The 12,968-nt window shown below is 49.6% G+C and carries 8 protein-coding genes and 1 tRNA gene; 4 read left to right on the top strand and 5 right to left on the bottom strand.

What is annotated here, in order from left to right; translation table 11 throughout:
* Positions 1-96: 96 nt before the first annotated feature.
* The 3 genes from BTV99_RS01705 to BTV99_RS01695 form a co-directional block, all read right to left on the bottom strand.
* Positions 97-187: transfer RNA gene (locus BTV99_RS01705), tRNA-Ser, on the bottom strand.
* Positions 188-279: 92 nt separating this feature from the next.
* Positions 280-1,425 (bottom strand): type I glyceraldehyde-3-phosphate dehydrogenase, encoded by a 1,146-nt coding sequence (locus BTV99_RS01700; protein ID WP_075100605.1) that lies wholly within the window; start codon positions 1,423-1,425, stop codon positions 280-282.
* 69 nt (positions 1,426-1,494) lie between these two features.
* Positions 1,495-3,408, bottom strand: coding sequence for an AAA family ATPase (locus BTV99_RS01695; RefSeq protein WP_075100604.1), 1,914 nt, complete (start codon positions 3,406-3,408; stop codon positions 1,495-1,497).
* 284 nt (positions 3,409-3,692) lie between these two features.
* Between BTV99_RS01695 and BTV99_RS01690 the strand changes: the two genes are divergently transcribed.
* The 4 genes from BTV99_RS01690 (at position 3,693) to BTV99_RS01675 (ending at position 8,728) form a co-directional block, all read left to right on the top strand.
* Positions 3,693-5,219, top strand: a complete 1,527-nt coding sequence (locus BTV99_RS01690) for an aldehyde dehydrogenase family protein (RefSeq protein WP_075100603.1) — start codon at positions 3,693-3,695, stop codon at positions 5,217-5,219.
* Between the two features lie 97 nt (positions 5,220-5,316).
* The gene (gene adhP / locus BTV99_RS01685; protein WP_172953111.1) at positions 5,317-6,345 is read left to right on the top strand and encodes an alcohol dehydrogenase AdhP; all 1,029 of its coding nucleotides are present in this window, start codon (positions 5,317-5,319) and stop codon (positions 6,343-6,345) included.
* A gap of 233 nt (positions 6,346-6,578) precedes the next feature.
* Complete coding sequence (locus BTV99_RS01680; protein WP_075100601.1) at positions 6,579-6,905, top strand: DUF779 domain-containing protein; 327 nt, start codon at positions 6,579-6,581, stop codon at positions 6,903-6,905.
* Between the two features lie 194 nt (positions 6,906-7,099).
* A complete protein-coding gene (locus tag BTV99_RS01675) occupies positions 7,100-8,728 on the top strand; it encodes a GMC family oxidoreductase (RefSeq protein WP_075100600.1) in 1,629 nt (542 codons plus the stop codon).
* Between the two features lie 123 nt (positions 8,729-8,851).
* Here BTV99_RS01675 and tkt read toward each other — a convergent pair whose 3' ends face one another.
* Together tkt and serS are read right to left on the bottom strand one after the other, a co-directional pair.
* Positions 8,852-10,849: a transketolase gene (gene tkt, locus BTV99_RS01670; RefSeq protein WP_075100599.1), complete on the bottom strand. Its 1,998-nt coding sequence runs from the start codon at positions 10,847-10,849 to the stop codon at positions 8,852-8,854.
* Between the two features lie 291 nt (positions 10,850-11,140).
* Positions 11,141-12,427, bottom strand: a complete 1,287-nt coding sequence (serS, locus tag BTV99_RS01665; RefSeq protein WP_075100598.1) for a serine--tRNA ligase — start codon at positions 12,425-12,427, stop codon at positions 11,141-11,143.
* Positions 12,428-12,968: the final 541 nt, after the last annotated feature.

The following is a 12,968-nucleotide window of genomic DNA, read 5'->3' as shown; positions in this document are numbered from 1 at the left end:
AACAAACACTCTCTTGTCATCATTTAAGTGATAAAGCGCGCTGATACACGCCCATAAAAAAAGCCCCAATCATTGTTGATTGGGGCTTTTCGAATTTGGCGGAGACGGAGAGATTCGAACTCTCGAAGGGCTATGAACCCTTGCCGGTTTTCAAGACCGGTGCATTCAACCGCTCTGCCACGTCTCCATTGGTGCATCATTATATAGATATCATTTCATAATGCAAGCAGATAATCTAAAAAAATTAAATTAATTTATCGATGAGCATAAATCACGAATTTAATGACCGCTGGAGGCCAAATGCAAACACATATCAAGCAGTCTATTGGCATAGCCCCACTCGTTGTCATACCAAGCAAAAACCTTGTACTGCGTACCGACCTGCATCAGCTGCTGACCATCAATGATAAGCGACTCGGTCTGATGGATAAAGTCGCTGGATACTAGTGGCTCATCGGTATAGGCCATAATATCACGCAAATGACCGTCGCTGGCGGCTGTCAGTACTTCACGAATCGCCGCAATGCTGACAGGCTGGGTGTCAAAGACAAAGGTCACATCGATCGCTGCAACGGTGATGGTGGGCACACGGATAGAGTGACCATTGACCTTGCCGACCATCGCCGGTAAGACACGCTCGGTCGCAGCGATACTGCTCGAGGTCGTAGGTATGATGTTATGACCTGAGGCACGGGCGCGTCTTGGATCTCGGTGCGCTTGATCGAGCACAGTCTGGTCAGCGGTGACTGCATGAATCTCTGTCATCATCGCGGAGGTGACGCCAAAAGCCTTATCAAGGGTATCGATCAGCGGTACCAGCGCTTGGGTGGTACATGAGACGCTCGAGATAATCGGTAACGCCCGCGTCAAGGTATCGCTGTTGACGCCCATCACGATACAGGCATCGACATCATCGAAAGGCGCTGCACCAATGATGACCTGCTGCGCGCCTGCCTCAATATGCAGATGCGCCTGCTCATAAGAGCGAAAGTGCCCCGTACACTCCAATACCACATCGACCCCTAGCGCTTGCCATGGCAGGCTCTTGGGATCTGGCTCTGAGAGCATATTGATACAATAAGTCAGGCTGTTTTTGGTCAGGCACAGCTGGGTTTTATTCTCATCCTTACTGGCTACCACCAGCTCAGCTGCCACGCCCAGCTGACTTAAGCGGCCATGCGCACTATCAAACTTTAATAAATGCAATAAAATATCAGCAGGTGCCAAATCATTAATTGCCACCACATGAATCGCACGACCCAAGACCTCAAAACGCTCTAATAAGGCGCGCAGTACATTACGCCCGATACGGCCAAAGCCATTAATCGCCACTCGTAATGGCTGAGTATGCTCGCCTGTATAAGGCATCGCGGCGACGGCTGGATCAGAGGTCAGTTGATAAGTGGCACTAGAAAAATCAGGCATAAAGACATATCGCTATAAAGATAAAAAACACGGCAAATCACTGAGACGATATCACATCATCGCCCAGCCCTATGGGGTAATAAAAATCAAGGCCAGACGAATGGTGTTGTAATCGATACGCTGCTTGAGATGCTCAAAGATTGGGCGCAGCTTAACACTGCCATCATCATTAAAGTCATTGGGATTGTTGGCGACTTTGATCGCGATATAAGCGGTACCTACTGCCGTCATCACCTCATCGTCTGGGCGCAGATGGTCACAGGCCAAGCTTGGGTCCTGCGCTTTTAACTCTGCAATATGGCGCATGATGGTAGATTGCGACAGCTGGCGCGCTTGTGATATCTCAGCGATAGACAAACTCTCTTCGAGGAGCGTTTTGGTTGCCAGCAAGGTGCTTTGGGACTTATCAGCGACCTGGTTGCGGCGTTTTTGTTTTTTGTCAATCTTTGCTTGCTGCTGCTCACGGCGCTTTTTTTGTAGCGCCGCATAAGCATCAATCACTGATTGATTCAGCGTACCGCCCGATTTTAAGACAAACTTGTCATGCGCCTGTGTCAGACTCTCTTCATTGAGCATGGCATAGTTGGCATCCGCCTCTTCGGAGAGCGCCAAAAACCGCTTGTCCGCCCCGCGCGCGAGTGGATCTAACTGTAGACTCATCTCATTCATACCAAGTAGCTGCAGCCCTGCTAACGACTTGAGGCGTGAGAGCGCCACATAGCCTTGACCCAGCTCAAAAGTGCGCGACAGATCAATCTCTGCGGCCTCTAGGGTCATACCTTGCGACTTGTGAATGGTAATTGCCCAAGCCAGACAAAGCGGTACTTGGCTGTAGCTTGCCAGCACCTCCCCTGTCTCATCTTCGATGATCCACTCTTCTGTCTCAGCGACGACCTCACGGCCTGAGTTTAGCCGCACCACAGGCATTTTTTGCATGGTGGGCTTTTTGGTTTTTGCCGTCTGCTTGTCTGACGTATCTGTCTTTTTGGCCGTCTCTGCGTCATCGTCTGCATCGACTTCTTCAATTAAGGCTTCGCTATTGCCCTTACCATCGTCTATCTTGACAGCGGCAAAGCCAACCAACTCACCCATGGTGCCATTCGAGACGCCAAGCTCGGTGTTGTTTTTGATAAACATCACCTTAGCGCCGACTTTGAGCGTCAGCTCATCTTGGGTACGCACGGTCTTTTTGAGAGTGTCGACCAGCTTACTATCGCCCGTCGACGTCGCCTCAAAACGCATCATCTCGCCATCTAAGGCGGCCAGCTCTTTGTCGTTGATTTTATTGACGTTGAGATTGTGAGTATACAGTCGGGTGCGCTTGATATCGACGTCTTGATCATAGGTCGCCTCTAGTGCCGCAATCGCCTCAAAGGTGACTTCCTGACGGCGAATTTGGTTGAGAATGTCATCCAAATCCAGTCCGCCATTGGCCGCCTCGCTCACTTGACGATGCTGCTCAGACAGATAGCAAATATGAAACTTGGCATCGAGCCATGCCTCAGACATAAAAGCGAACTTTTCGCGGTTACTCTCGCCGCGACTGCCAATCGGTGGCAGCTGAAAAAAGTCGCCGGCAACGACCACTTGGATGCCGCCAAAGGCACTGTCGTTTTTGCGCACGTGTTTGAGCACTTGATTGACTAAGTTTAGCTGCTTGGCATGCAGCATCGATATCTCATCGATGATAAGTACCGCTGTTTCTTTTAGGCGATCTGCCAAAAACTGCTTGCGCGATAAATTGCTCAAATCGCGCTCCGTCAGCTCATCTTTGATGCCTATTCCTGACCAGCTGTGAATGGTGGTGCCGCTCATGTGCGTCGCTGCAATGCCTGTACTGGCTGTGACCGCCACTGGCACACGGCGCGCGCGCAAATAATCAATATATTGGTTCAGAGTATAAGTCTTACCCGACCCTGCCGATCCAGTCAAAAAAACGTTTTGACCTGTTTTTAAAATATTAAGAGCAGAAGATTGACGCATATATCCAAACCAATAAGTAATAAAAGAAAATAGGAAGTAAAAATACCGCATTGCATCGCACCCAAGTGTGCGGCACTGCCATTTAATTATAACAGCTGCACTCACTTTACAAAGCACTTTAACAGGCGCTAATCGCATAACATAAAGTTATATGATACGAAGTATATCATTATAAAAAGTCATTATCACTCAACACCAAAGCTCAGTACGATAGAGTCATAGCTTGGTCAGGAAGGCCAAATATTTATGTTTCAATCATCATAATGCCCAACAAGGAGTCGTTCATGTTATACGCTTATCCCAATACTGAAAACAGTCCCGTCCAATTCCGCAAAAAATACGACAACTTCATCAATGGTGAGTGGGTCGCCCCCATTGATGGTGAATACTTTGACAACCCTAGCCCCATCGATGGCAAAATCATCTGCCAAGTGGCACGTTCAAAAGAAGCCGATATAGAAAAAGCACTCGATGCTGCGCATGCTGCCAAAGACGCTTGGGGTAAAACCAGTGTCGCTGAACGCGCCAACTTACTCCTCAAAATCGCAGACAAGATGGAAGCCAACCTCGAAGCCATTGCTATCGCCGAATGCTACGAAAACGGTAAGCCTGTGCGTGAGACTTTGATGGCGGATATCCCGCTAGCTATCGATCAGTTTCGCTACTTTGCCAGTGCCATTCGCGCCCAGGAAGGCGGCATCAGCCAGATCGATGAAGACACCGTTGCTTATCACTTCCATGAGCCACTAGGCGTGGTCGGACAAATCATCCCGTGGAACTTTCCTATCCTGATGGCAGTGTGGAAAATCGCCCCCGCCCTCGCCGCTGGTAACTGTATCGTCATGAAGCCTGCTGAGCAAACACCAGCGTCCGTGCTATTTATGCTAGAGACCATCGGTATCGCTGACATTTTGCCAAAGGGCGTGCTAAACATCGTCAATGGCTTTGGCGTTGAAGCTGGTAAACCACTGGCCTCTAACCCGCGCATCAACAAAGTTGCCTTTACTGGTGAGACCACAACCGGCCGCCTTATCATGCAGTACGCCAGTGAAAACATCATTCCTGTGACGCTAGAGCTGGGCGGCAAAAGCCCCAACATCTTCTTTGCCGATGTGATGGATGAAGACGATGACTTCTTAGACAAAGCGGTCGAAGGCTTGGTCATGTTTGCCCTCAACCAAGGTGAGGTCTGTACGTGTCCGTCACGCGCACTGGTACATGAGAGTATCTATGATGAATTTATGAAACGCTGTATCGAGCGCGTCAAGGCCATCAAGATGGGCAACCCGCTAGATACTGATACCATGATTGGCGCGCAAGCCAGCTCAGACCAATTAGAAAAAATCCTCTCTTATCTGGATATCGGTAAACAAGAAGGCGCGAAAGTATTGGTCGGCGGCGAACAAGCCAAACATGATGGCGCGCTGGGCGACGGTCATTATGTGCAGCCAACCATCTTTGAGGGCACCAATGACATGCGCGTGTTCCAAGAAGAAATCTTTGGCCCTGTACTTGCCGTCACAAAGTTTAAAGACGATGACGAAGCCATGAAAATCGCCAACGATACCTTATACGGCCTAGGCGCTGGCGTCTGGACTCGTAGTGTACATAAGGCGTATCGCTTTGGCCGTGGTATTCAAGCGGGCCGCGTCTGGACCAACTGCTATCACATTTATCCATCACACGCAGCCTTCGGTGGCTACAAGCAATCAGGTATCGGCCGCGAAAACCATCTAATGATGCTCGATCATTATCAGCAAACCAAAAACATGCTGGTCTCTTATAGTCCCAAAAAGATGGGCTTCTTTTAAGCCTGTCTGTCACGCACTTTATGGTAGCCGCCATAAAGTAATGAGTTGGTAGATATGATGTCTATCAACTCACCATCCGCGATAAGGAGAATGCAACGTGAGTAATAAAATGAAAGCGGCCGTACTACATGATTTCGGACAACCCTTGCAGATTGAAAAAGTGGATATCCCAACCCCAGGTGCCGGTCAAATTGTGGTAAAAATGCAAGCTTCTGGCGTCTGTCATACTGACTTACACGCTGTCGAAGGTGACTGGCCTGTCAAACCAAATCCGCCATTTATCCCAGGCCATGAAGGCGTCGGATTGATCACAGCTGTCGGCGACAACGTCCACCATGTCAAAGAGGGTGACCGCGTCGGTGTGCCTTGGCTCTACTCTGCCTGTGGTCACTGTACGCATTGCCTAGGCGGCTGGGAAACGCTATGCGAGCAGCAAGAAAACTCCGGCTACTCAGTAAACGGCAGTTTTGCTGAGTATGTCTTGGCCGATGCCAACTATGTCGGCATCATCCCTGAGGGCGTCGACTCTATCGAGATTGCCCCGGTGCTGTGCGCAGGTGTCACCGTCTATAAGGGTCTTAAAATGACGGATACCAAGCCTGGCGACTGGGTGGTGATCTCAGGTATCGGCGGACTTGGGCACATGGCCGTTCAGTACGCCATTGCCATGGGCCTTAATGTCGCGGCGGTCGATATCGACGATGAGAAGCTTGAATTTGCCAAAAAACTGGGCGCCAAAGTCATCGTCAATGCCAAAGATACCGATCCTGGTGAGTATCTCCAAGAGCAGATCGGAGGCGCTCATGGCGCCCTTGTGACAGCAGTATCTGCCAAAGCCTTTGACCAAGCGCTAAGCATGCTCCGCCGCGGCGGCACCTTAGTGTGTAACGGCTTACCAACGGGCGACTTCCCTGTCTCTATCTTTGATACCGTGTTAAATGGCATTACCATTCGCGGCTCGATCGTCGGTACGCGCCTAGACTTACAAGAGTCGCTAGACATGGCAGCGGCAGGCAAAGTCAAGGCTACCGTCGCGGCTGAGCCACTTGAAAATATCAATGATATCTTTGCGCGGATGCGTGATGGCAAAATCGAAGGTCGCATCGTCATTGACTATAGCATGTAGGCTCATGACGGTGTGATGGGACTGTGATGCTTTAGGCTGGTTCTCTTTTAGCGCAGCACTGGCTTGTTGTATTTTATTTAGCCCTCTTAGTCGTATCGTTTTCACTCACATGCTATCTTTGGTGTGAATGAAGAGGGTACGACTTTTTATATGCCTCTGGTTTTATACAGATATTTAAACAATTTACCCAGTTTATTCACTCAAGACACACCACCAATGATAAGGACATCATGATGAAAGTCACTGCTACCCCATCTTGTAAAGCACTGATCGACTTACTAAAATCCAAGCATGGCGAGCTGATGTTTCATCAGTCTGGTGGCTGCTGCGATGGCAGCTCGCCGATGTGTTACCCCTTAGGCGAGTTTGTCGTGGGCGGCCAAGATGTTTTGGTCGGCCAGCTGGCAGGATGTCCTTTTTATATGGGCAAAGCCCAGTATCAGCTATGGCAACACACCGATCTTATCATCGATGTGGTCGATGGTCGCGGCGCCAGTTTTTCGCTGGAGATACCCGAGGGCAAGCGCTTTATCGTGCGCTCTGAGGTGTGCAAGGTATAGCTGGCAGTTGTCGATGCTACACACCATCATTGCCTCTGTCATATTGCTACAGTCTAAAAGCTGACTATCAAAAACCTATCTGCTGATAAAAACCATTTAACATCGCTATGACTTTGGGTCTATACTGATTGACGTCTGTATCGTCTGGGTCATCACACCCAGCTCAATTAGCATGGAAGCTAAGGAAATATCGTATGGAATCTGATGCAATTTTTGACTACGTCATCGTCGGTGGCGGCTCTGCAGGCTGTGTGCTTGCCAGCCGCCTGACAGAAAACCCAGACATCCGTGTCTGCTTGTTAGAATACGGCGGCGCAGGCAAAGACCTTGCGGTTCGGGTACCAGCTGGACTTATCCTCATGGTGCCAGGCAAGCCGCTAAAACTCAATAACTGGTGCTTTCACACCACCCCACAAGAGCACCTTAATAATCGTAAAGGTTTTCAGCCGCGTGGTCAGTGTTTGGGCGGCTCATCCGCCATCAATGCCATGATTTATACGCGCGGCAGTGCGCTTGATTATGAGCGCTGGGTTGAGCAAGGCTGTACCGGCTGGGGGTTTAACGATGTCCTCCCCTACTTTATCAAAGCTGAAAACAACATCCATGGCGCAGATGCGCTACATGGCGATAGCGGGCCTTTGCACGTCAGTGACTTGCTCAGTCCGCGCGATATCTCCAAAGCCTTTGTAAAAGCGGCTATCGCCAATGGTTTAGATCACAACCCAGACTTTAATGGCAAAAAACAAGACGGCGCAGGCTTATATCAAGTCACGCATTTTCATGGTGAAAAACAAGGTCAGCGCTGCTCTGCCGCCGCCGCTTACCTGCATCCAGTACAACGCCGGCCAAACCTCACCGTCATTACCCATGCTCAAGCCAACCGCGTTATCTTTGAAGACAAAAAAGCCGTTGGCGTCGCTTATGAAAAAGACGGCGTCGAGCATACCGTCATGGCACGCCATGAAGTGATTTTATCAGGCGGCGCTTTTGGCTCACCCAAAATCCTGATGCTCTCAGGTATCGGCCCTGCCGAGCATCTACAGTCCCACGGAATTGAGGTAATCGTGAATGCGCCCGAGGTCGGCGGTAACTTACAAGACCATCTAGACGTGGTGTTTGATTACGAGGTCAATACCACCGACGTCATCGGTATTGGTATGGCGACGCTCTCAACCTTGGCCAAGAGCATTCGGCAGTGGCGCAAAGATGGCACCGGCCTACTGTCCACCAACTATGCAGAAGCAGGCGCTTTCTTCAGTGTTGGTGATGCCCCAAAACAATGGCCCAACATCCAACTGCACTTCGTCATCTCGCGCGTCATCGAGCATGGTCGCGATCTCAAACGTGGATTTGCGGTTTCGTGCCATACTTGCTACTTGCGCCCTGAGAGCCGAGGGACTGTCCGTCTGGCATCGGCCGACCCTGCAGAGGCCGTGTTGATCGACCCCAATTATCTGTCGCACCCCAAAGACGTAGAATATATGGTGGCGGGCGCCGAGCGCACTCGCGCCATCATGCAAGAGGCTCCCATGGCCACCTACATCACAGAGGACTACCCTGCGCCTTATATCAAAAAAGACGGCATGCTTGGCTTTATCCGCAACAAGTCAGACACCATCTACCATCCTGTCGGTACTTGCCGCATGGGCGCAGATGACGGCTCAGTCGTGGATTTGGCATTAAAAGTACGCGGTGTCAGCGGATTACGAGTCATCGACGCCTCTATCATGCCAACACTGATTAGCGCCAATACCAATGCACCAACGATTATGATAGCGGAAAAAGTCGCTGATATGATTAAGGCTGAGCATCATAGCGCTTAGTACAATATCCTCAAAGTTTCAACGTCTATAAAAAATCGACCGATCAATTTACCAAAAAAGAGCCACCAGATTACTCTGGCAGCTCTTTTTTGGATTCAACAACTCAGTCTAAGCTCTGATTAATCAGACCAAACTGTTTACTGCTTCAACCACAGCGTCAGTGGTAATACCAAACTCTTTATACAAGTCGCTGGCTGGTGCTGACTCGCCATAAGTGGTCATACCGATGACTTTGCCATCGAGACCGACAAACTTATGCCAGTAGTCTACGTGCGCTGCTTCTACTGCGACGCGGGCGCGGATGGTGGCAGGCAATACTGACTCGCGATAATCAGCGTCTTGCTCCATAAAGATCTCGGCACATGGCATAGAGACCACACGCACGCCAATGCCATTTTCGCTAAGCGTCTTATGCGCTTGCATCGCAAGACCAACTTCTGAGCCGGTGGCGATGATGATTGCTTTTAGCTCGCCTTGTTCTTTGGCTAGTACGTAACCACCTTTGGCGATGTTCGCGACTTGGCTCTCATCGCGCGCTTGATGTGGCAAGCTCTGACGGCTAAAGATCAAGGCGGATGGATTGTTTGCTGACTTAATCGCTTCTACCCAAGCCGTAGCCGATTCGGTCGCATCGCAAGGACGCCATGTGCGTAGATTCGGCGTGGTTCGTAGGCTAGTCAATTGCTCGACTGGCTGATGCGTTGGGCCATCTTCACCCAGACCGATCGAGTCGTGCGTATAAACATGAATGATGCGCTGCTTCATCAGTGCGCCCATACGCACGGCGTTACGCGCGTATTCCATAAACATCAGGAAGGTCGCCACGTAAGGGATAAAGCCGCCATGCAAGGCGATACCATTGGCAATCGCAGTCATACCGAACTCACGCACGCCGTAGTAGATATAGTTGCCATCAACGTCGGTCTCAATCCCCTTTGCGTCTTTAAATAGCGTGAGGTTTGAGCCAGCAAGATCGGCTGAACCGCCCATGATCTCTGGCAACAATGGCTGCAAAGCATTGATCGCATTTTGACTGGCTTTACGACTGGCGACATCACCGCCTGCCTCTTGGGTTTGCTGAATATAGTCTTTTGCTTGGCTAGCAAAATCAGCTGGCAATTCGCCATTTAGGCGGCGTAATAGCTCGTCTGCCAGCTCTGGGTAGGCTTTTTTGTACGCTGCAAAGTCAGCATCCCAGTTCTTTTGTTGCACATCGCCTTTGGCTTTGGCATCCCACGCTTCATAGATTTCATCGTCTAGCTCAAATGGGGCATGTTTCCAAGACAATGCATCACGAGTCAAGGCGATTTCGTCATCACCAAGTGGCGCGCCGTGGCTAGCCGCTAGACCTTGCTTGTTCGGACTACCAGCACCGATGGTGGTTTTACAGATGATTAAGCTTGGCTTTGCCGTTTCGTTAATGGCCTGCTCGGTGGCCGCGGTGATCGCGTCTGCATCATGACCGTCGACGGTGATGACTTGCCAGCCATAAGACTCAAAGCGTCCTTTGGTATCGTCGGTAAACCAGCCCTCGACATTACCGTCGATAGAGATGCCATTGTCATCATAGAAGAAGACCAGTTTGCCAAGCCCTAGCGTGCCTGCGAGCGAGCACACTTCGTGGCTGATGCCTTCCATCAAGCAGCCATCACCCAAAAACGCATAGGTATGATGATCGACGATGTTATGGCCGTCACGGTTAAACTGGGCGGCAAGGGTTTTTTCGGCAATCGCAAAACCAACGGCATTGGCGATACCTTGGCCGAGTGGGCCTGTGGTCGTCTCAACACCAGGGGTATAGCCATACTCAGGGTGACCTGGGGTTTTTGAATGCAGCTGACGGAAGCCTTTTAGGTCATCGACACTGACGTCATAACCAGTCAAATGTAGCAATGCATAAATCAGCATCGAGCCATGACCATTTGATAAAACAAAACGGTCGCGGTTGTGCCAGTTAGGATCGGTAGGGTTGTGCTTTAAAAATTTACGCCACAAAACCTCGGCAATATCGGCCATGCCCATCGGCGCGCCCGGGTGCCCTGAATTGGCTTTTTGAACCGCATCAAACGACAGTACACGGATGGCATTGGCTAGTTTACGTTCGCTAATTGGAGCTGGCATAGAGTGTCCTAATATTCGAATCAGAAATGTGGAGCATAAGAGGAGAGTTTACTCGAGGATAGCCTGCCGAAAACGCCTGACGCATCATCGACAGACAGACGATAAAGTCAAAGTGCTATATTAACATATTTGCCATCAGGCACGCTAAAAATGCGCTGATAGAATCGTTTGTATTTAATCATCATTTGTATCAGTTTTTTCAAACCAACACGGATCAAAAAACCGCGAACCCATGGATGACCCGCAGCTTAGATAGTAATGTAGAGGGCAATTTAGAAAAACATCACTGCATTAAACCAAAATGGTCTCAGCGCCGCCCATATATGGACGCAGCACTTCTGGAATGCTAATACTACCATCAGCGTTTTGATGGTTTTCCATCACTGCCAGCAGCGTACGGCCAACAGCAAGGCCTGAACCGTTTAGCGTATGAGCAAGACTGGTTTGTTTGCCATCTTTGACTCGCGTGCCCATGCGGCGCGCCTGAAAGTCGCCGCAGTTTGAGCAGCTAGAGATTTCGCGATAGGTATCTTGGCTTGGTAGCCATACTTCGATGTCGTAGGTTTTTTGCGCAGCAAAGCCCATATCACCAGTACACAGCTGTACCACTCGATAAGGAAGATTTAGCTGCTGCAAGATATCTTCGGCTTGGCCTGTCATCGCCTCAAGCAAATCATCTGACTGCTCGCTAGTAGCGATATTGACCATTTCAACTTTTTCGAACTGATGCTGACGAATCAGACCACGGGTATCACGGCCATGCGAGCCAGCTTCACTACGGAAGCATGGCGTATGGGCGGTAAACTTCAATGGCAGCTCTTTGATATCCAAACGCTCGCCGCGCACCAAGTTGGTCATTGGCACTTCTGCAGTCGGAATCAGATAAAAATCCATCTCATCGTTATTGGTATGATTGGTCAGTTTAAACAAATCCTCTTCAAACTTTGGCAGCTGGCCGGTGCCTTTTAGGCTCTCGCTATTGACGATATAAGGCACGTAAGTCTCAAGATAGCCGTACTTGACCGTATGAGTGTTCAGCATAAACTGAATCAAAGCGCGATGCATCTGTGCCAGCTGCCCTTTTAGCACATTAAAACGACTACCGGTCAGCTTGGTGGCCGCTTCAAAATCTAGCATGCCCAAGGTTTCACCGATATGGGTATGGTCTTTGATGTCAAAATCAAACTGACGCGGCGTCCCCCATTTGCGCACTTCGACATTATCATCCTCTGACGTTCCGACAGGCACATCTGCTGCTGGAATATTAGGGATTTGCATGGCCGCTTGTGTGATGCGCTCTTGCAAGGTGCGCAGCTCATCTTCTGCCGCCTTAATCTCACCGCTGATGCTTTGCATTTGAGCCAGTAGCTCGCTGGCATCTTCGCCTGATTTTTTTAGCACGCCCACTTGCTTTGCCCCAGCATTACGGCGCGATTGCAGCTCTTCGGTTTTGACTTGTAGCGATTTACGCTCGGTTTCGATATTTTGCCAAAAAGCCATATCAAGCTCGTAGCCGCGAGTGGCTAGCTGCTGTTGTAAATCACTTAAATCGCCGCGCAAGAGTTTCGGATCAATCATAATAGTCGCCTGTAACGCTAAATGTGGGTAAAATTTTAATAGGGTGTGTTGATAATCAGATCAGCCAATCAGAGCATTCTATCAGGCCAATTTCACTAAGATAATAGACTTACATGGCCTGTTAAAGGACCATCGCATTATCCTAAAATGGTTCTGATGATTGTCTTCATGACGCACTGATGGATATCAAGCCGCCTGATGTACCATGCTGGTTATAAGAATATATAATAGCCGCTATGATACCAAGACCCAGCAGATTTGACCATGTTTTGCCTATATTTTGGCGATGTTCTCAGTGATATCGCGATAACGCCCTAACAAGACTTTTGTGGTGCCATATTCACGCCGTAGCGCTTGTTATGCTGGAGTGGTTTTTATTTTATATAAATACCACCTGAGCACAGCGCATCCATAGAAATATAAGACCAATCCCGCCATCGCACCGCTTATATGTTTCATTTAAGAGCGCTTTTCGGTAAGATAAGCGCATATCTTTTTTCTGTCTTTAGCCAAGTATGGCGACGCTGTCCTGCTTTGGCGA

Source organism: Psychrobacter sp. Rd 27.2 (assembly GCF_001921755.1).
Lineage (GTDB): Bacteria > Pseudomonadota > Gammaproteobacteria > Pseudomonadales > Moraxellaceae > Psychrobacter > Psychrobacter celer.
This window is presented reverse-complemented; position numbering and strand designations above follow the sequence as displayed.

Coding starts and splice junctions, on each gene's coding strand:
- BTV99_RS01700 (WP_075100605.1), bottom strand. CDS start 1,425: ATGCCTGATTTTTCTAGTGCCACTTATCAACTGACCTCTGATCCAGCC.
- BTV99_RS01695 (WP_075100604.1), bottom strand. CDS start 3,408: ATGCGTCAATCTTCTGCTCTTAATATTTTAAAAACAGGTCAAAACGTT.
- BTV99_RS01690 (WP_075100603.1), top strand. CDS start 3,693: ATGTTATACGCTTATCCCAATACTGAAAACAGTCCCGTCCAATTCCGC.
- BTV99_RS01680 (WP_075100601.1), top strand. CDS start 6,579: ATGAAAGTCACTGCTACCCCATCTTGTAAAGCACTGATCGACTTACTA.
- BTV99_RS01675 (WP_075100600.1), top strand. CDS start 7,100: ATGGAATCTGATGCAATTTTTGACTACGTCATCGTCGGTGGCGGCTCT.
- tkt (WP_075100599.1), bottom strand. CDS start 10,849: ATGCCAGCTCCAATTAGCGAACGTAAACTAGCCAATGCCATCCGTGTA.
- serS (WP_075100598.1), bottom strand. CDS start 12,427: ATGATTGATCCGAAACTCTTGCGCGGCGATTTAAGTGATTTACAACAG.